Origin of the sequence: Bacillus sp. MHSD_36, assembly GCF_030757775.1 — a bacterium.
In the GTDB taxonomy this organism is placed as follows: Bacteria; Bacillota; Bacilli; order Bacillales; family Bacillaceae_G; genus Bacillus_A.
The window spans coordinates 65745-85662 of sequence record NZ_JAVBIS010000001.1; the positions used below are offsets into that span (position 1 = coordinate 65745).

A 19918-nucleotide genomic window follows, 5' to 3' on the forward strand; every position below is an offset into this window, starting at 1 on the left:
ATGTTTTCAGTTAGTTTGCCGTTTTGAATACATAGAAGGTAGGTAAGATGTGTGATAGAGTTTCGAAATGTTTCCAAAGTGTATCCAAATGGTACAAAAGGATTGAATCATATAAACTTGAAAATTCAAAAAGGTGAGTTTGTTGTAATGGTAGGGCTGTCCGGAGCTGGAAAGTCTACACTTTTAAGATCGGTAAATCGTCTTCATGAGATTACAGAAGGCGAAATCATGATTGAAGGTGAGTCAATTACTGCTGCAAAAGGAAAAGGATTACGCCGCATGCGCCGGGATATTGGTATGATTTTTCAAAGTTTTAATCTTGTAAAGCGATCAACAGTATTAAAGAACGTATTAGCTGGCCGTGTTGGGTATCATTCGACATTGCGTACAACGTTAGGTCTATTTCCGAAAGAAGATTTGGAGCTTGCCTTTCAATCGTTAAAAAGAGTAAATATTTTAGAAAAAGCATATGCGCGGGCTGATGAATTATCGGGAGGACAACAACAACGTGTATCGATTGCTAGAGCGTTGGCGCAAGAAGCGAAAATCATATTGGCAGATGAACCTGTTGCGTCGTTAGATCCACTAACAACAAAGCAAGTATTAGATGATTTGAAAAAAATTAATGAAGATTTTGGGATTACAACAATTGTAAACTTACATTCTATTGATTTAGCTAGGCAATATGCGACACGCATTATTGGATTACATGCAGGTGAAATTGTTTTTGATGGCTCAGTAGAAGAAGCAACGGATGAAAAATTTGCTGAAATTTATGGAGACGTAGCGCAGAAAAGTGAATTATTAGAGGTGGCAGTTAAATGAATGACGTGACGATATATTCGAAATCGATACCGAAGCCGCCGAGTAAGTTGAAACATATGTTAACGGCTATTCTAGTCATTTTGCTGTTGTGGGGAAGTAGTGTACAGGTCGACGCATCATTTTCAAAACTAGTAGTTGGTTTTCCTAATATGATTGATTTGTTAAAAGAGATGGTGCCGCCTGATTGGAGTTATTTTCAAGTTATTACAACAGCGATGTTAGATACAATACGTATGGCGATTATTGGGACGACTTTAGGAGCGATTTTAGCTATTCCACTGGCACTATTTGCGGCAAGTAATGTGTTTACTAGTACATTTTTGTACGGTCCAGCTCGATTGGTTTTAAATTTTATCCGAACGATACCAGATTTATTATTAGCGGCAATTTTCGTAGCTATTTTTGGAATAGGACCACTTCCAGGTATTTTGGCTCTTACTTTTTTCTCAATTGGGCTCGTGGCGAAATTGTTGTATGAGTCAATTGAATCGATTGATTCAGGTCCATTAGAAGCGATGACAGCAGTAGGAGCGAATAAAGTGCAATGGATTGTGTATGGGGTAATTCCGCAAGTGAAAGCACATTTTGTCTCCTATGTTCTTTATACATTTGAGGTAAACGTACGTGCAGCAGCTGTTTTAGGTTTAGTAGGGGCAGGCGGTATTGGATTATATTATGACCGTACACTTGGGTTTTTACAATATCAACAAACTGCATCTATTATTATCTATACCCTTGTTGTTGTATTATTAATTGATTATGTAAGTACATTGTTGCGGGAGAAATTATAATGAGTAAGACGACGTTAATCGTACCAAAACCGAAGAAACCGAGTATGTATCGCTGGTTGATTTTTATAGCACTTACATTTGTTTATGTATGGGCTTTTTCAGGAGTCCCGTTAGAGGGAATAAAGGATACGGCAGGAGAAATTACAAAAGCAATTATGACAGGTGTATTGAATCCAGATTGGTCGTATGTATCTTTGCCAGATGGTGAAGATTTATTACATGGTTTAATTGATACATTAGCAATTGCGATATTGGGTACATTTATTTCTGCCTTTTTATCTGTTCCATTCGCTTTTTGGGCGGCAACGAATATGAGCAGTGGAAAATTAACTTCAGGAACTGGGAAGTTTGTACTTAGTTTTGTTCGTACATTTCCGGAGTTAGTTATGGCACTCTTATTTATAAAAGCTGTTGGACCAGGCTCTTTTGCCGGAGTTCTAGCTTTAGGGTTACACTCTATTGGAATGTTAGGGAAATTATATTCAGAAGGAATTGAAAATATAGATAAAGGACCGACGGAAGCGTTAATAGCAACAGGTGCGAATCGCTTTCAAATACTTTGGTATGCAGTATTGCCACAAGTATTACCAGATTTTCTATCGTATACGTTATACAGGTTCGAAATTAATGTGCGATCCGCTGCCATTTTAGGTGTTATTGGAGCAGGTGGAATTGGCACACCTCTAATTTTTGCACTGAGTTCACGCAATTGGTCTCGTGTAGGAATTATTTTATTAGGTATCATTTTAATGGTTATTATCATTGATTTTATTTCAAGTTCGATTCGGAAACGGATTGTTTAACTGATTTGAAAAGCATCGAATGTAGATGCTTTTTTTGTATTTTTAAAGGTGGGCTAAAAAAGTTAGTATAGAAGAATTTTGTATATCTGTATAAATATACAGATAATTCTCTTTCTTTTTAAAATAAAAATAATGAAAAAGTATGTCATATTGAATGCCCATACATTCCCGGAAACATTGATTTTTTTATAAAAAATCAAAAAAACATCAACATATTTGTCGATACATGTTGTATAATCTTGCGTGGGAAGCTATCATATAAATGTATAAAACGTTTACTAATATAAGCGAAGGGAAGAATAGCATGTCACATTCAATCGAACAACTTTCTATCAACACGATTCGCACATTATCCATCGATGCGATTGAAAAAGCAAACTCTGGTCACCCAGGAATGCCAATGGGTGCAGCACCAATGGCTTATACATTATGGACTCAATTTATGAAACACAATCCAAATAACCCAACGTGGTTTAACCGTGATCGTTTCGTATTATCTGCAGGTCATGGTTCAATGTTATTATACAGCCTACTTCACCTATCTGGTTATGATGTAACAATGGATGACTTAAAGAACTTCCGTCAATGGGGAAGCAAAACTCCAGGACATCCTGAGTACGGTCATACACCTGGTGTAGACGCAACTACTGGTCCACTTGGACAAGGTATTTCAACTGCTGTAGGTATGGCAATGGCTGAAAGACATTTAGCTGCTAAATATAACCGTGATGCGTATAATGTAGTAGATCATTATACATACGCTATTTGTGGTGATGGAGATTTAATGGAAGGCGTTTCTGCTGAAGCATCTTCATTAGCTGCTCATTTACAATTAGGTCGTCTTGTTGTGCTTTACGATTCAAATGATATTTCATTAGATGGCGATTTAAATCGTTCATTCTCTGAAAGTGTAGAAGATCGTTACAAAGCATACGGATGGCAAGTAATCCGTGTTGAGGATGGAAACGATATTGAAGCTATCGCGAAAGCAATCGAAGAAGCGAAAGCTGACCAAAAACGCCCAACGCTAATTGAAGTAAGAACGACAATTGGTTTCGGTTCTCCAAACAAATCAGGAAAATCAGCTTCACATGGTTCTCCACTTGGTGTAGAAGAAACAAAGTTAACGAAAGAAGCATACGCTTGGACTGCTGAGCAAGATTTCCATGTAGCAGAAGAAGTATATGACAACTTCCGTAAAACAGTACAAGATGTTGGTGAAACTGCACAAGCAGAGTGGAACACTATGCTAGGTGAATATGCACAAGCATACCCAGAATTAGCAAACGAACTACAAGCTGCAATGAATGGCCAACTTCCAGAAGGTTGGGAGCAAAACTTACCAACTTATGAATTAGGTTCAAAAGCAGCAACTCGTAATTCTTCAGGTGCTGTAATTAATGCGATTGCAGAGTCTGTACCATCATTCTTCGGTGGATCTGCTGACCTTGCTGGTTCTAACAAAACATACATGAATAACGAAAAAGACTTTACGAGAGATGATTACAGCGGTAAAAACATTTGGTACGGTGTTCGTGAGTTCGCGATGGGTGCAGCAATGAACGGTATTGCACTACATGGCGGTTTAAAAACTTACGGTGGTACGTTCTTCGTATTCTCTGACTACTTACGTCCAGCAATTCGTCTTGCAGCATTAATGCAATTGCCAGTAACGTATGTATTCACACATGACAGTATCGCTGTTGGTGAAGATGGTCCAACACATGAACCAATCGAACAATTAGCAGCGCTACGTGCAATGCCAAATGTATCTGTTATTCGTCCAGCTGACGGTAACGAATCTGTTGCAGCTTGGAGACTAGCTCTAGAATCTACAAACAAACCAACTGCTTTAGTATTAACTCGTCAAGACCTTCCAACATTAGAAGGTGCAAAAGACGATACGTATGAAAAAGTAGCAAAAGGTGCATATGTAGTTTCTGCAAGCAAGAAAGAAACAGCTGATGTAATCTTACTTGCAACTGGATCTGAAGTAAGTCTAGCTATTGAAGCACAAAAAGCTCTAGCAGCAGACGGCGTTGACGCATCTGTTGTCAGCATGCCATCTATGGATCGCTTTGAAGCTCAAACTGCTGAATACAAAGAGTCTGTATTACCAAAAGCAGTAACAAAACGTTTCGCAATTGAAATGGGTGCTACATTCGGATGGCACCGTTACGTAGGTCTTGAAGGAGATGTGTTAGGTATCGATACATTCGGTGCTTCTGCTCCTGGTGAGAAGATTATGGAAGAGTATGGATTTACTGTAGAGAACGTTGTTCGTAAAGTAAAAGAAATGCTTTAATGATTTTAGAAAAATCTCTCCGGCATGGAGAGGTTTTTCTATGTAAATGAGTTTTTTCGACAGAAAAAGTTTTTTATCTCTCCGCAGTCAGACAATCATTGCAAATTTTCTTCTATATAATGAAGAGAAAAGGTTGTCCAGATTGGGAGGCGAAAGATGAAAACGTATGAATTGTATTTAATTCAAGAGGATATTGCGAAAGCTTACTTTGGTCGTGAATATTTATTTTTTGATTTATTTGCTCGATTTTCAGAATCTGGGTCCCTTTCGGAGAAAAAAGTGTTATATAAACAAATGATGTATATAACGATGCCATTACAAGTAATGAAAATTCATCATAAATTAGAACAAGCTTTGCGCGTTCTTGGTAAATATGATCGAACACATCATACACATACACTTTATACAGGAGCAGAATATGGCGAAATAATGGTGAAACCACACTATATCCGCATGAATACCTCTGGAAATGTCTCTATGGAAACGACTTTCTTTGAGGTGCTAAGGAAGTGTGAATTAACATTTTTAGCTATGGATTATGAAAATACAAAGTACGGATGGTTGAATCCTCTAAAACAAGTACGAACATATGTGTAAAAAATGTCGAATTGTATCTTGTCTTATTGAAAAGGTTTTAGTACACTGTAAGGTAGACAACATGAAGGAGGAAAATATATGCCAATTTGGTTAGGTATTCTAGTGGGCGTAGTAGCACTAGTAGCAGGCGTGGCGTTAGGATTTTTCATTGCCCGCAAATACATGATGAATTACTTACAAAAAAATCCACCAATTAACGAACAAATGTTAAAAATGATGATGATGCAAATGGGACAAAAACCTTCCCAAAAGAAAATCAATCAAATGATGAGCGCGATGAACAAGCAACAAATGAAATAAGCGCTAAAAGACACTCGCTAAGAGTGTCTTTTCTTTTTGTTAGTTATAGAGTTTAAAGCTTTTAAAAATTCTGTATTTTTGGTAAACTGAAAACATCGCTCATTTTAAGGAAGGGGGAAAGCTATGAAAGTGTTTATGAATTTAGCTTGGTTTTTTAAACAAGAAAAACGAGCGTACATAACCGGAATTATTTTATTATTTGGCGTTGCACTTTTAGAGCTTGTCGCACCAAAGGTGATTGGGATTGTTGTAGATGAAATTAATGATGGAACATTAACGACTGATAAGTTAATAAAATGGGTTGTACTCTTAGTAGTCGTAGGTATTACGATGTACATATTACGTTACGTGTGGCGTATTATGATTTTCGGATCTTCATTAAAGTTAGCTCGCCAATTACGTAAAAATTTGTATGAACATTTTACAAAGATGAGTCCATCTTTCTATCAGTCAAATCGCACAGGTGATTTAATGGCACACGCGACCAATGATATTCAAGCAATTCAACAAACTGCTGGAGCGGGCGTTTTAACACTTGTTGATTCATTAGCTGTTGGGGGATGTGTACTCGTAGCGATGGGCTTTACAATTAGTTGGAAGTTAACGTTGTTAAGCTTAATTCCTATGCCGATTGTAGCGATGTCGACAAATTATTACGGAACTTTATTACATAAAAGGTTTCATAAAGCACAGCAATCGTTTTCGGAAATCAATGATAAAGTGCAAGAGAGTATGAGTGGGATGAAGGTAATTCGATCGCTTGGACAAGAGAAAGAAGATTTACATGCATTCCGAAAAAAGTCAGAAGATGTCGTACATAAAAATATGTTAGTAGCACGTATTGATTCGTTGTTTGATCCGACAATCTCTCTTATCGTTGGATTTTCTTTTTTAATTGCAGTATGTTACGGATCCGTATTAGTTGTGAGAGGTGAATTAACTGTAGGTGACCTTGTTACATTTACAACGTATTTAGGTACACTAGTTTGGCCAATGTTAGCGTTTGGATGGCTGTTTAATATTATGGAGCGTGGACGTGCTTCGTATGATCGTGTAGAGAAAATTCTCTCTCAAAAATCAGATGTAGTAAATAGAGAAAATGCTGTGCATACAATAGCGAGCGGTGATGTTTCATTTGCGGTGGATACCTTTTCGTATAAGAAAAATGAACTATTACATTTAACGGATATTCACTTTGATTTGAAGAAAGGGGAAACGTTAGGGATTGTAGGGCGTACAGGTGCAGGAAAAACGACTTTATTAAAATGTTTAATCCGTGAGTATGATCATTTTAATGGTGAATTAAAAGTTGGAGAGCGAGATATTCGCGATGTAACACTTTACGGTGTCCGTTCTGCCATTTCATATGTACCGCAAGATCATTTTTTATTTTCAGCAAGTATTGGGGAGAATATCGCCTTTGGAAAGGCGGATGCTACATATAATGAAATTACCCGTGCTGCAGAGATTGCTTGTATTCATAATGACATCCTTCAATTTTCAGAAGGATATGAAACAGTAGTAGGAGAAAGAGGCGTTTCGTTATCTGGAGGCCAAAAACAGAGGATTTCTATTGCGCGTGCTTTATTAACGGATGCTGAAATTTTAATTTTGGATGATTGTTTATCAGCGGTAGATGCAAAAACAGAAGAAACGATTTTAAATGCATTAAAGAGGGAAAGAGCAGGGAAAACAACGATTATTACTGCTCATCGCTTAAGTGCAATTCAACATGCCAATCTTATTCTTGTTGTGGATGAGGGCAGAATTGTGCAACGAGGTACACATGAACAACTAATGAAAGAACATGGTTGGTATAAAGAAATGTATGAGAGCCAGCAGTTAGAAGCATTAGTCGAGAAAGGAGGCGTATGATGGCTGAGAAAAAACAGGGCGATTTAAGAAGATTGCTTTCTTATATGAGGCCATATAAAGGACTGTTAGCATTAGCATTTTTATTTCTAGTTGGTGCAACTGTAACGGAAATGATGGGTCCTTTTTTAATTAAACAATTTCTTGATGAACACTTAGTACCACGTAACTTTGATCAATCAGCACTTGTTACTCTATTTGTAGTGTATATTGTTGCTCACTTATTAAAAGTATTATTTACTTATTTAGACTTGTTATATTTTCAAAATATCGCTTTTAAAATTGTTCAAGATATGCGTGTTGAAGTATATGAGCATGTTCAAAAGTTGTCATTAAGTTTCTTTGATCGTACGCCGATTGGTACGCTCGTATCGCGCATAACGAATGATACAGAAGCAATTAAAGATTTTTATGTCAGTGTATTATCAACATTTGTTAAAAATATCGTATTTTTAGTAGGCATTTTAGTAGCGATGTTTTTATTAAATGTAAAATTAGCACTATTTTCTCTCGTATTAATTCCGATAATGTTTGCGATTATGGTATTATATCGCCGGAAAAGTGCAGCTTTTTATTTAGAAGTCCGTAATCAACTAAGCGTGTTAAATGCAAAGTTGAACGAGTCCATACAAGGAATGAATATTGTTCAAGTGTTCAGACAAGAAAAGCGCATGAGAAAAGAATTTGAAGAAGTGAATACTAAACATTATAGTGCAGGGCGACGTACATTAAAGTTAGATGCATTGCTTTTACGTCCAGCAACTGATTTAGTTCATATTGTAGCTATTGCGTTAGTACTTGGTTTATTTGGAATTGATGCTTTGAAGAGTCCTGTTGAAGTAGGTGTTTTATATGCTTTTGTTAACTATATACATCGTTTCTTCCAACCTGTAAATGAGATGATGATGAAATTGTCCTTTTTCCAACAGGCACTTGTTTCATCATCACGTGTATTTCATTTAATGGACGAGAAAGATTTAGCACCGGTTCAAAAAGGCAATGAGAATCCTCAAGTAATGGATGGGGATATTGAATTTAAAAATGTTACTTTTTCGTATGATGGAAAGCGTGATGTTTTAAAAAATGTATCATTTCACGTGAAACAAGGGCAAACGGTTGCTTTTGTTGGGCATACTGGTAGTGGGAAAAGTACGATTATGAATTTGTTAATGAGATTTTATAATATTAAGTCGGGAAATATTGTAATAGACGGTGTAGATTTAGAAAAGTTTGAAGAACGAGAAATTAGAAAGAAAATAGGACTCGTATTGCAAGATGCATTTTTATTTGCTGGAAATGTAAAGCAAAATATTCGTATGTATAATGAAGAAGTTACGGATGAAGAAGTAAAAGAAGCTGCTCGATTTGTTCAAGCGAATACGTTTATTGAAAAGTTACCAGAGCAGTATGAAACAGAAGTAGTAGAAAGAGGAGCTGCATTTTCTAGTGGACAACGACAATTAATTGCTTTTGCTAGAACGATAGCAACGAATCCGAAAGTATTAGTATTAGATGAAGCAACAGCTAATATCGATACAGAAACTGAAGATGCGATCCAAACAGCGTTACAGAAAATGCGAAAAGGACGGACGACGATAGCAATCGCACACAGATTATCTACCATACAAGATGCAGATCAAATCTTTGTTATGCATGATGGAGAGATAGTAGAAAGAGGGACACATCAAGAATTACTGAGTGAACAAGGGTTGTATTATAATATGTATTTACTACAAAATAAAGGAAGTTTACAAAAGGCCTTGTAATTACAAGGCTTTTTTACTTTGTTTATAAAATATGTTTGCTCTTTATTTCTATAGTATAAATGTCGTGACCCTTTATTAAAGTTGTACATATTTTATATATACGAAATGAAAAAAATTGATAGGAGCTTTTATATGCAAGATAGATCTAGTTCAAATATTACGTTTATCGATGTGTCTCATTGGGAAGGGAATATTGATTGGAATGCAGTGAAGGGGTCCGGTATTTCAGCGGCGTATGCAAAAGCGACAGAAGGTGTAAATTACATTGATCCTACTTTTACTAAGAATGTACAAGCAGCACGAAATGCGAATGTATTAATTGGTGCATACCATTTTGCACGCCCAGAACAAAATGATGCAATTTCAGAGGCGAAATATTTTGTGAGTATATTACAAAGTAACCACACAGACTTAATGCCAGTTCTGGATTTAGAATCACCAACAGATCCGAGCAACAGTAATTTAACTGGTAGCGCTATATCGAATTGGGCAAGAAGCTTCATAAATTATGTGAAACAGGCTACTGGAAAAGATGTAATGTTATATACAGGAGTTTGGTATATTAATGAGTTCGGAATTAGCGGATTAAGCGATATTCCGCTTTGGATTGCTAGATACTCGAGTACACCACCTGCTGATGCTGGTGGATGGACAGAGTGGACAGCATGGCAGTACACAGATTCTGGACAAATTTCAGGCGTAGGAAATTGTGATGTATCAGCTGCAGTTTCATTAGAAGCTTTACAAGGGAATGGAGCAAGTGGTGGAGGGAATGTTTCCCCGCCTAATAATGCAACTCCAGTGTACGGAGTTGCTATAATTAATGGAGATAATGTGAATTTGAGAAGTGGACCATCTTTACAGTCTAGTGTAATTCGCCAATTGAATCGTGGCGAAGCATATGAAGTTTGGGGAGAACAGGGTGGTTGGCTTTGTTTAGGGACAAATCAGTGGGTATATAATGATTCGAGTTATATTCAGTATAAACATTATGTGGCGATTATTACTGGTGATAATGTAAATTTACGTGATGCTCCATCATTAAATGGAAATGTTATAAGACAGTTACATCATGGTGAATCGTATCGAGTATGGAGTAAGCAAGATGGATGGCTTTGCTTAGGGACAAATCAATGGGTATACTACGATTCAAGTTATATTCAGTATGGTGTACAATAGAGTGGAAATAAAAGGTATCTCTTCAGAGGTACCTTTTATTAAAAATATACAACTTTTACAAAGTCTATATCGAAACCATAGTATACTATAATAGATATATTTATAAAAAATAATCGAAAATGAAATAAAGGAGTAAAAATATGAATTATGTGCTAATAGGTGCGATTTTAATATTATCAGCTGTAGCATTTGTGCTGTTTTATAAAAATAGACAGTTAGAATCAGAGAGTCAGCAAGTAGAATTTGAAAAGAAACAAGCAATTGAAACATATGAAAACGAAATTGCAGCTACGGTGATAGAGCATAAAGAACAACAAAATATATTGAAAAATATGGAACAGAAGAAATACAATGCTTTACAAATAAGTGCAGCTAGAGAACTTGAAAATATGCGTATGATGAAAAATCAATTAGCTGTGCAACATAGTAAAGAACGTAGTGAAATGCAAGAAAAACATAGTAATGAAATACATATGTTTCAAAAGTTAATTGCAGATTTGCGAGAGTATACGAAAAATGGAGCTGAAGTGAGTACACACGAAACATTACAATATATGAAGCGTGGTTTCGTAGAGCAAGGCATAATACAAGATCATGAATTTCATATTATGCCGAATGTTTTTATTAGAAATCAGCATGGAGGAAATGACCTTCGAATTCATCATCTCGTCTTAACTAAAACGGGTATGTATCTACTTGAGACGAAAGAATGGACAGGGAAGTTAATTCATGGCTTAACGAAAGAAAATGCTAGTATATATTCGTTTATGATTGATGAAATTGGTAAGTATCAACAAGAGATGGAGAAAGAAGAGACGCTTGAATATATTACAGGTGAAGATTCATTAACGATACAAGTAAAAAATGAAGGGAACCCAGTATATAGAGCGAAGAAACTATCTCATATTCTATACAATTGTTTGAAAGAAATGCAAGTTGATATTGTAAAGGAAAACGTAAAACCGATTGTATATTTTTATAATGAAAGTGGGAAAGAAGTGCTAGATCTTTCTGAAGAAAAAACGCCGAGATTAAGAGATAGAGAGCAAATTGTAACGTTCTTCAGAAATGAAATCTTAACAGGGAAAGTAATATATACAGAGCAAGAGTTAGAAAAACTTCGAGAAATCATTAACCGAATGAATTATATAATGAATTAAAAAGAGGTGGGATTTCTGAGTGCTATATTAAGGGGTATTTTGTATGTTTATATTTGTTTGTATATACTCATGTATCTTGCTTTTATGTTTATTATTGGTATGGCTCATACGTCATTAAGTGTAACGAGCGTTTTTATAATAGTCATGCCATTTGTTTTATTAGTTATGATTCAAAAGTCGATCTTATATGTTGCTAAAAATCGTAATGAAGAAAAGAAGCAAATGTCGGGAGTGTTAATAGTAGCACTTGTTCCGTTAGTAGTATGTACTGCACAATTAAGTATGAATACATACACTTCAATGTTTAACCAAGATCGGTGGTTACATGCTGAAGATAAACGGGTATATATGGTAGATGATCTAATACAAAAATATAAATTAACAGGAAAATCAAATGAAGAAATTACACAATTATTAGGAACGCCTACTGAAACGAGAAATGGAGAAAGCGGGGTTATCACTTCGTACTATCTGGGAACTGAACGTGGCTTTATTCCTATAGATAGTGAACATCTTGTTTTACAATTTGATAAAGATGGTAGAGTTTTGAAATATAAGGTACAGAGAGATTAAATAAATTTAGAAGCTATATGTTATAGCTTCTTTTTTATTTTTCAATATGTTACGGAAGGGAGAGAAGAGTTTTGAGTGGAATAAGGAATGAAAGCGGAGGTGATGCATATATATAGATGCATTGGGTTGTTTTTTATCGTGCATAAACGGGCATCCCGATTATAATCGGTGCGGAGTGGACCAAATCCCTAAGGATTAAAGTTTCACTGTATCATATTGTATAAATGAAAAGGAGGTAAGACGGTGAAAGCTATACCGACTGAAGTCCTGAGTAAAGAATTAATGGAAAGAGAAGGAGTTATATCTATTACAGTAAAGGAATTCGAAAAGATAGAAGTAGCTGGAGTAGTAGTCGCTGGCCCTGCGGTAATTTTGATTAATCAAGATTAAGTACATAGTATTGAAATAAAAAGTATCCTAGACGGATGCTTTTTATTTATATGTTTTTGAAGTTTTCAATGGTTATGACACCAGTTTTCGCTGGATGTATGTTATTAATGGAATAAAAATAATATAGCAAACTAATATGTTTTACGAATGAATTATGTAAGTAACTCATATTTCCCATATAAAAGGATTTGCTTTAATATAATGAGTGTAAAGTTCGAGTATTCGAAGTACTACTTGAATTATATCCCTATCCCTTTTCTAAAAATGCGAACAAGTTTTGCCCTATTCTATTCAATAATTAATTGCATAGAAATATATTGTTCGATGACCATTATGGAACGTACATAATGGGAAAATCCCGATCCTTAAAGAGGATGCCCCTAATCTTCGTGTGAAAATATGATCGGAGAAGAAAGCTGACCAATTCATGGTCGGCTTTCTTTTTGTTCAAAAGTTATTTCTTCTTTAATTTCTGTTTGCAATAATAAAGCTTTTCCAAAACGACGTTTACATTCCGCACGCACTTTTTCAATGGCTAGTAGCTGAGTAGTGGCGGGAACTGTTACGATAGCTTGGCGAGGTTTCCGATTTTCTTCACAAAAGACACATTCCACAACATATTTAGAAATCATCTTTTCATCCTTCCGTTTTTCATTTCTAAGAAGGGATTGTCTATGAAGTTGATGTAATCTTTCGTCAATGTTTTACTATTTTCCTCTTTTTTCAAGGAGAAAATAAAAAGGGAAACGAATAGTAGTAGGGGAGGGATGTATATGGAAAGATGGATAGGTTGTGCAGCAGTATGTGTAAACGAAAAAAATGAAATCCTAATGGTGTTACAAGGACCAAAAGGGGAAGAAAAAAGGTGGTCTGTCCCAAGTGGCGGGCTTGAAAAGGGAGAAACACTAGAAGAATGTTGTATTCGAGAAGTTTGGGAAGAAACAGGTTTCGATGTGGAAGTTGTAAATAAAATATATGAAAAAGAAGGTATTACATACGGGGTTCCTGTATACGTTCATTATTATGTCGTTAAAAAAATAGGCGGTAGTATGAAAATCCAAGATCCTGATGAGTTAATACATGAAATTGCTTGGAAGAGGATAGATGAAATGAAGGAATTAACGCTATCTTTCCCGGAGGATTATGAGATTTTAAATAAATATATAAATAAAAAAGCGAGTGTTTAAACACTTGCTTTTTAATGTATCCACGATAAGAAAAGCGGAACGATAACTAAACTAGCTCCCGCTGTTAAAAGCATAGATAAACTTGCAATCGTTCCTTCTACAGGGCCGATTTCGAATGCTTTTGATGTACCAGTTCCATTCGCGCTTGTGCCTAACATAATACCTTTAGCAATTGCTGTTTTAATACGGCATATACGTATGAGAGAAGGTCCGAGTAACGCTCCTGTCAACGCGGTTAAAACAACGAATACGGCTGTTAATTGCGACATACCACCAATCATTTCTGAAATAGCCATTGCGATTGGTGTCGTTACAATATGAGGCGCTAAACTATGTTCTAACGATGAATCAATTTGAAAATAATTCGCTAGTAGTGCGGAAGTAATAACTGATAAAAAAGAACCGACAATGACATTAAGTAAAATAGCCATTCCGTGTTTCTTGAGTAAATCAAAGTATTTATAGATTGGCCATGCAAAAGCAACTGTTGCAGGTTTTAATAGTTCTGTTAACCATTGACCACCTGTTTCGTATGTTTCATAAGGTGTGTCTAGTCCGAGCAATAAAGCAATTAAAATAATAGGGCAGACGAGAAGAGGAGAAAGTAAGCTCCAATTCCAGCGTTTATACATTTTCTTCGATATCCAATATGTGAATAGTGTTAATAATAAACAAAGAAAGCCGATCATTGCACGGATCCTTTCCGCTTTAGTAGCAATTCTGTTAAAAGTCCTGTAACGAGAGTGACACAAAGTGTACTAATCATAATAATTAAAATGAGATCGATTCCATATTGTGATAGTGTATCTTTGTAGCGTATGACAGCGACTGCAGAAGGAATAAAAAATAAAATAAGTTCTTTTAATAAAAAGTCTGCTCCGTCCTGTATCCACTCTTTTTTCACTAGGTTAAATTTTAATGAAATTAATAATAAAAAAATACCGATTATACTTCCTGGAACTGGGAGGTGTGCCTGTTTTGCAATCCATTCACCTGTCCAAGCGAAACAAAATAATAATAAGATTTGTCCGCTTAATTTCCACCATTTCATACAGTAATCACCTCTGTCTTTTTTTACATAAAAATTGTAAAAAAGAATTAACAATTTCTACTATACGTTCATTCGAAAAATTTGTCTAATATATAAATTATATGTTATTAATATATTAGATGTATTAATCGAAAGTGAAAAGGGTGTCCAAAATGGAATTACGGCATTTGCAATATTTTGTTGTAGTGGCAGAGGAGTTACACTTTGGACGAGCAGCTGCTCGTTTGCAAATGACACAACCGCCGCTTAGTCAACAAATTCAGCAATTAGAAAAAGAAATGGGAGTTATGTTATTTTCAAGAACGAAGAGAAAGGTTGAATTAACAGAAGCAGGAGAGATGTTTTTAAAAGAAGTAAAAAAAGCGTTTGAACAAATTGAAAAAGCAGTAGAGATTGCACAAAGTGCCCAAAGGGGAGAAGTGGGTTCGCTTTCAATTGGTTTTGTAGGTGCGGCGATATATGATATTTTACCATCTATCGTCAGGGAGTATAGAAAGAAATTTCCGAGAGTGTCTGTTGCACTACATGAACTGTCAACACCAGATCAAGTGCATGCGCTTCATGATAACCGTATTGATATTGGTTTTTTACGTCCACCAATTCCAACGCAATTACTAGAATTAGAACCAATTCAAAAGCTTTCTTGTACGTTATGTTTACCGAAGGCACATCCACTTGCTGAAAAGGAAGAAATACATATTGAAGATTTAAGAGATGAACCGTTTGTATTTATTACGAGACCAGTATGGCCAGCATTATATGATACAATTTTATCACTTTGTCGTGAAGTTGGGTTTAGTCCACGTATCGTACAAGAAGCAACAGAATATCAAACAGTCATGGGGCTTGTAGCGGCAGGAATCGGAATTACGGTAATACCTGTATCAGCAAATAAATTGTATAAAACAGAAGTCGTATATAAAGAATTATGTGATTCTAATTTTGTTGCAGAAATGTCAGTAGCTTACAAGAAAATGAATACTAACCCAGAGCTTTTAGAGTTTTTGAAAATTGCAAGAGAGAAGAAAAGAATTGAAGTAGAGGATGAGATTAATTAAGTTATTAAAAAGTACACCTCGTTAAACACTAAAGCGGAAATGCAATACTATTGCATTTCCGCTTTAGTGTTCTTTTTTAGTTCTATGCTAAAGAGGTAAACATGTTCGTTTTCTTGTAATAGTTGATCAATAGAGTTTTTTTTCGCAAACATTAGCACTCTTACGGTTTCATTATTCGTTTTTATTTTCTAGGACTAAAGACTTAGAACGAATTCAGATTGTGGTGCGATGTTTAAAATGTCATATTTTTATACACTAGTAGTATAGAATGAGTTTGTTATGAAGTAAGGTAGGGGAAGAACATATGTCTTTATGTCAGTTAGTGAGAAAAAATATAAGAACATTTGCTGCCAAAAGGATGAAGCAATTTATGTGGATTGCTATGAGTACTATGGTTTTGTTTTTTATGATATCGCTCCAGTTAAATAAAGGAGCTATTGGGGAATTAGGGACTATATTTTTATTTCAAATGTGCTTTTACACACTGTTTATTGTATTCATTTTTATATGTATTTTTACTACATATAAAATAACGCTTTCTCTTCTGCACGTGAGGAAAGAGGAAATAAAATCTTATGTAGCAGAGAATAGGAAGAGAAATGATGTACTATGTGTATTATGTCAGGAGCAATTCTTTATTTATGGAGCAGCGTTTGTTTTTGGATTAGTTAATGGGATGTTATTTTTAAAATTATTTACGATTATCTTTATAAGAATAGCAGGAATACAAGGGATAAATAGTGCACCGATTACAATATATGCAATAGTAGTAGTGAGTATAATTATGATTGTTATTCTCTTATTATCGATGGTGCAATGTTTTCGATTTGTTCAAAGTTTACAAGATAAAAATTCGTTGCATTTCAAGAAAAAGGCATGAGAAATCATGCCTTTTCTTATTTTACACATAAAAATAATCATGTTACAGTGTAAAGACCTGACAAAGAATGGGAAGGAAAGGTTGTATAGCATGACAAATGAACAATCGATTGTAAAGGTTGAGCGGTTAACGAAGCGAATCGGTTCAAAGACACTTGTAGAAAATATTAGTTTCGAAGTTAAAAAGGGTGAAGTAGTTGGTTTGCTCGGACCAAATGGTGCTGGAAAAACGACTTTAATGAGAATGATGGTCGGCATGATTCGTATGACAGAGGGCGAAGTTTGGATTGATGGTCAATCTGTAAAACAGCAATTTGAAAGTACTGCTTCGAAAATTGGAGCAGTAATTGAGACGCCAGAATTTTATCCTTTCTTGAGTGGCTATGAAAATTTAACATATTTCGGACGAATGAATGGCAATGTGACAGAAGAACGTATCGATGAAGTAGTGAAATTGCTAGGGATGGGACAAGTAATTGACCGTAAAGTAAAAGCATATTCACTCGGCATGAGACAACGTTTAGGTATAGCTCAAGCGCTTATTCACGATCCAGATGTATTAATATTAGATGAACCAACGAATGGATTAGATCCTAGTGGAATACATGAGATGAGAATGTACATAAAGAAAATTGCGCATGAACAAGGAAAAGCGGTACTTGTATCTAGTCACTTACTTTCAGAAGTTGAATTAATGTGTGATAGAGTTATCATTATTCAGCATGGAGAATATGTCGCGACGCAAAATATTCAGCATAATCAAAGTGAAGAGATGGAGACAATCCGTATACGTGTAGATGATGCAAATAAAGCGGCAGAAATGTTAGAACAAGATGTTTTAATAAAAGGTAATGATCTACTTATTCATGTAAAAGATGAAGAAATCCCAAATGTTATTCGTACATTGCTTGAGAAAAACATTCAAGTGTATCGTGTATATGAAGAAAGAAAAACGTTAGAAGAGCAATTTTTAGAATTAACAGGGGGAAAAGATATTGTTTAATTTAGTCTATAACGAACTGTATAAAATATTTAAGCGAAAGCGAACGATTATTCCATTTGCGGTTATTGCAGTATTAATAATCGGATTAGGATGGGTTACAGTAAAGTATTTGGAACCGGAAACAAAAGGTTGGAAAGCGGATTATACAGAACGAACTGTAGAAATTGAGAAAAAGCTAGGCATGAAAAAAGAAGCTATTTTAGCAGAACGATCTGGGGACGAGCTTGTTAAGGAATATCAGCTCAAGATGAAGCATTTAGATACAGGTACAGCACCGGCAAGTAGTTCTCCACTTTCTTTCATGAGAGATACAGGTTTTATCGTATTTCCAATATTACTTCCGTTTATCCTTGTGTATGCAAGTACAATTTTTGCGAATGAATATAGCTGGGGAACATATAAATTTTTAACGATACGACCAGCGAGTCGCTTTAAAATTTTGACAGCTAAATTTTTAGCAATTGTGATATTTGCAGCGTTATTGTTTATATTTAATATGATTCTTTCCATTTTATGTGGGCTTGTTATTTATAAATTCCAACAGCCTGCATGGAGCGAGTTTATATTCCAAGATGGAAATATTATAAAACAAAATATTTTTGTAGAAGCTAGTAAGTATTATATTTTATCGTGGTTGCCGACGATTGTGTACGCAGCGTTTGCATTTATGATTTCTGTGCTAACAAGATCTAGCGGAGGTGCGATTGGTATTTCACTATTTCTTGCTTTATCAGGAAATATTGCATTGCTAGCAGCAACTAGATATGATTGGGCGAAATATTTATTACCAGCAAACACAGATTTATACAGTATTTCAAAGAATGGAAGTTTTATTGATGGAGTAACGTTCCCGTTTGCATCATGTATGTTATTACTGTATTTATTTGTATTTTTAATCATTTCCTATACAGTATTTTTAAAACGTGATTTAACTTAAAAAAAGGAGCCGTTAAGCATTTCTTAACGGCTCCTTTTTTAGGAAAAGTGTTTAAGTGCTTTTTCGGCTAACAAAGCGAAGTATTCTGCACTTATAGGTAACGCTCGCTCATCTACTGTAAAAGCGGGATGATGCCATTCATGTGTACCACTCGTTCCCATAAAGACGAATGAACCAGGTATTTCTTGTTGATAAAAAGAAAAATCTTCTCCGGCCATTGAAGGGGTAGGGGAGATGATATTTAAATTCATTGTTTCTGCAACTTGAGTCGATAAGTTTGTTAGAGAGGTATCGTTATGAACAGCAGGAGGACCTGAATAAAAACGAAATTCTGTTTTTACACCTAATGCATCAGAAACTCCTTGAATAATACGTTTCATGAGTGCAGGAATCTTTTCACGTGTTTCCGTTTGGAAGGTACGTACAGTTCCTTCCAGCGTTGCTTTTTCAGGAATAACATTCCACGTATTTCCTGAATGTATGTTTGTGACGCTAACGACGGCATTATGTGAAGAACTTATATTTCGGCTTACAATTGTTTGTAGTGCCATCACAATTTGAGAAGACGCGACAATAGGGTCTACCCCAGCATCTGGTACAGCTGCATGTGTACCAACTCCGTGAATTTCAATTTCGAATCGATCAACCCCAGCCATAAGTGGACCATCTTTAATACCGATTGTACCTACTGGTAAATCAGGTTTATTATGCATACCGAAAATAGCTTGAACGCCATGTAAATGTCCGGCTTCAATGACTTTGCAAGCACCATTACTACTCTCTTCAGCTGGCTGGAATATTAAGCGTACCGTTCCGCTAAGAGAAGATTCCTTTTCCTTTAATAAATAAGCGGCACCTATAATAGCAGCTGTATGAAAATCATGTCCACAAGCATGCATCCTGCCGTGAATTTTTGAAGCGTACGGCAAATTTGTTTCTTCTTGAATAGGAAGGGCATCAATATCAGCACGGATTGCTATAAGTGGTCCGCTATGATTCCCTGAAATTTCAGCAATAACGCCTGTTTCTAAATTAGAATTTATAATCGTAATATTTTTTTCTTCTAACCAATTTTTTATAGCTTTCGTCGTTTCAAATTCTTCGTATGATAATTCTGGATGCTCATGTAAATTTCGACGAATAGAAATTAGCGTCTCGGTTAATTGCTCTCGATTTGCTGCCACTTATAATGCCCTCTTTCTTAAATGAAGTATTTACATTAAGTATACAATAAGAAAGGAG

The 19918-nt window shown here is 35.5% G+C and carries 21 protein-coding genes and 1 pseudogene; 17 read left to right on the top strand and 5 right to left on the bottom strand.

Features of this window, described 5'->3' with window-relative positions; translation table 11 throughout:
• Window positions 1–51: 51 nt before the first annotated feature.
• The 12 genes from phnC (at window position 52) to Q9B79_RS00475 (ending at window position 12561) form a co-directional block, all read left to right on the top strand.
• A complete protein-coding gene (gene phnC / locus Q9B79_RS00420) occupies window positions 52–825 on the top strand; it encodes a phosphonate ABC transporter ATP-binding protein (RefSeq protein WP_306182178.1) in 774 nt (257 codons plus the stop codon).
• Complete coding sequence (gene phnE / locus Q9B79_RS00425; RefSeq protein WP_073515966.1) at window positions 822–1616, top strand: phosphonate ABC transporter, permease protein PhnE; 795 nt, start codon at window positions 822–824, stop codon at window positions 1614–1616. The genes phnC and phnE (Q9B79_RS00425) overlap by 4 nt, the downstream gene beginning before the upstream one ends.
• On the top strand, window positions 1616–2419 hold the full coding sequence (phnE, locus tag Q9B79_RS00430) for a phosphonate ABC transporter, permease protein PhnE (RefSeq protein ID WP_306182180.1): 804 nt from the start codon (window positions 1616–1618) through the stop codon (window positions 2417–2419). The genes phnE (Q9B79_RS00425) and phnE (Q9B79_RS00430) overlap by 1 nt, the downstream gene beginning before the upstream one ends.
• 304 nt (window positions 2420–2723) lie before the next feature.
• Window positions 2724–4724 (top strand): transketolase, encoded by a 2001-nt coding sequence (tkt, locus tag Q9B79_RS00435; protein ID WP_306182181.1) that lies wholly within the window; start codon window positions 2724–2726, stop codon window positions 4722–4724.
• A 156-nt stretch (window positions 4725–4880) separates the two neighbouring features.
• On the top strand, window positions 4881–5321 hold the full coding sequence (sirA, locus tag Q9B79_RS00440; protein ID WP_000860645.1) for a sporulation inhibitor of replication protein SirA: 441 nt from the start codon (window positions 4881–4883) through the stop codon (window positions 5319–5321).
• 78 nt (window positions 5322–5399) lie between these two features.
• Window positions 5400–5621: a YneF family protein gene (locus Q9B79_RS00445; RefSeq protein ID WP_001123317.1), complete on the top strand. Its 222-nt coding sequence runs from the start codon at window positions 5400–5402 to the stop codon at window positions 5619–5621.
• 123 nt (window positions 5622–5744) lie between these two features.
• Window positions 5745–7496, top strand: a complete 1752-nt coding sequence (locus tag Q9B79_RS00450; protein ID WP_306182183.1) for an ABC transporter ATP-binding protein — start codon at window positions 5745–5747, stop codon at window positions 7494–7496.
• Window positions 7496–9259, top strand: a complete 1764-nt coding sequence (locus Q9B79_RS00455) for an ABC transporter ATP-binding protein (RefSeq protein ID WP_306182184.1) — start codon at window positions 7496–7498, stop codon at window positions 9257–9259. Before Q9B79_RS00450 ends, Q9B79_RS00455 begins: the two co-directional genes overlap by 1 nt.
• Before the next feature lie 132 nt (window positions 9260–9391).
• Window positions 9392–10438 carry a GH25 family lysozyme gene (locus Q9B79_RS00460; protein WP_306182185.1) on the top strand — a complete coding sequence of 349 codons (1047 nt, stop codon included), beginning with the start codon at window positions 9392–9394 and terminating at the stop codon, window positions 10436–10438.
• 140 nt (window positions 10439–10578) lie between these two features.
• On the top strand, window positions 10579–11598 hold the full coding sequence (locus tag Q9B79_RS00465) for a nuclease-related domain-containing protein (protein WP_306182186.1): 1020 nt from the start codon (window positions 10579–10581) through the stop codon (window positions 11596–11598).
• Window positions 11599–11604: 6 nt separating this feature from the next.
• Window positions 11605–12171, top strand: coding sequence for a hypothetical protein (locus tag Q9B79_RS00470; RefSeq protein WP_306182188.1), 567 nt, complete (start codon window positions 11605–11607; stop codon window positions 12169–12171).
• Window positions 12172–12414: 243 nt separating this feature from the next.
• The gene (locus Q9B79_RS00475) at window positions 12415–12561 is read left to right on the top strand and encodes a BC1881 family protein (protein ID WP_087981543.1); all 147 of its coding nucleotides are present in this window, start codon (window positions 12415–12417) and stop codon (window positions 12559–12561) included.
• A 425-nt stretch (window positions 12562–12986) separates the two neighbouring features.
• On the opposite strand, the gene Q9B79_RS00480 is transcribed toward Q9B79_RS00475, so the two are convergent.
• Window positions 12987–13193, bottom strand: a complete 207-nt coding sequence (locus tag Q9B79_RS00480) for a DUF3903 domain-containing protein (RefSeq protein WP_000624203.1) — start codon at window positions 13191–13193, stop codon at window positions 12987–12989.
• Between the two features lie 141 nt (window positions 13194–13334).
• On the opposite strand from Q9B79_RS00480, the gene Q9B79_RS00485 reads away from it, so the two are divergent.
• Complete coding sequence (locus tag Q9B79_RS00485) at window positions 13335–13748, top strand: NUDIX hydrolase (RefSeq protein WP_306182190.1); 414 nt, start codon at window positions 13335–13337, stop codon at window positions 13746–13748.
• Window positions 13749–13759: 11 nt separating this feature from the next.
• On the opposite strand, the gene Q9B79_RS00490 is transcribed toward Q9B79_RS00485, so the two are convergent.
• On the bottom strand, window positions 13760–14437 hold the full coding sequence (locus tag Q9B79_RS00490) for an LrgB family protein (RefSeq protein ID WP_078417389.1): 678 nt from the start codon (window positions 14435–14437) through the stop codon (window positions 13760–13762).
• Window positions 14434–14799, bottom strand: a complete 366-nt coding sequence (locus tag Q9B79_RS00495) for a CidA/LrgA family holin-like protein (protein ID WP_000872364.1) — start codon at window positions 14797–14799, stop codon at window positions 14434–14436. The genes Q9B79_RS00490 and Q9B79_RS00495 overlap by 4 nt, the downstream gene beginning before the upstream one ends.
• Before the next feature lie 152 nt (window positions 14800–14951).
• Between Q9B79_RS00495 and alsR the strand changes: the two genes are divergently transcribed.
• Entirely contained in the window at window positions 14952–15857 is a 906-nt protein-coding gene (gene alsR, locus Q9B79_RS00500) for an acetoin biosynthesis transcriptional regulator AlsR (protein ID WP_306182191.1), read from the top strand.
• 47 nt (window positions 15858–15904) lie between these two features.
• On the opposite strand, the pseudogene Q9B79_RS00505 reads toward alsR, so the two are convergent.
• Window positions 15905–16042 (bottom strand): annotated as a pseudogene (locus tag Q9B79_RS00505) (histidine kinase); the annotation flags it as partial.
• Between the two features lie 119 nt (window positions 16043–16161).
• Here Q9B79_RS00505 and Q9B79_RS00510 point away from each other — a divergent pair.
• The 3 genes from Q9B79_RS00510 to Q9B79_RS00520 all read left to right on the top strand — a co-directional run bounded on the left by Q9B79_RS00510 (window position 16162) and on the right by Q9B79_RS00520 (window position 18676).
• Window positions 16162–16737 (top strand): FtsX-like permease family protein, encoded by a 576-nt coding sequence (locus Q9B79_RS00510; protein ID WP_306182193.1) that lies wholly within the window; start codon window positions 16162–16164, stop codon window positions 16735–16737.
• A 90-nt stretch (window positions 16738–16827) separates the two neighbouring features.
• A complete protein-coding gene (locus Q9B79_RS00515) occupies window positions 16828–17739 on the top strand; it encodes an ABC transporter ATP-binding protein (RefSeq protein ID WP_140420296.1) in 912 nt (303 codons plus the stop codon).
• On the top strand, window positions 17732–18676 hold the full coding sequence (locus Q9B79_RS00520; RefSeq protein ID WP_306182194.1) for an ABC transporter permease: 945 nt from the start codon (window positions 17732–17734) through the stop codon (window positions 18674–18676). The genes Q9B79_RS00515 and Q9B79_RS00520 overlap by 8 nt, the downstream gene beginning before the upstream one ends.
• Before the next feature lie 38 nt (window positions 18677–18714).
• On the opposite strand, the gene Q9B79_RS00525 is transcribed toward Q9B79_RS00520, so the two are convergent.
• On the bottom strand, window positions 18715–19860 hold the full coding sequence (locus Q9B79_RS00525; RefSeq protein WP_306182196.1) for a M20 peptidase aminoacylase family protein: 1146 nt from the start codon (window positions 19858–19860) through the stop codon (window positions 18715–18717).
• Window positions 19861–19918: the final 58 nt, after the last annotated feature.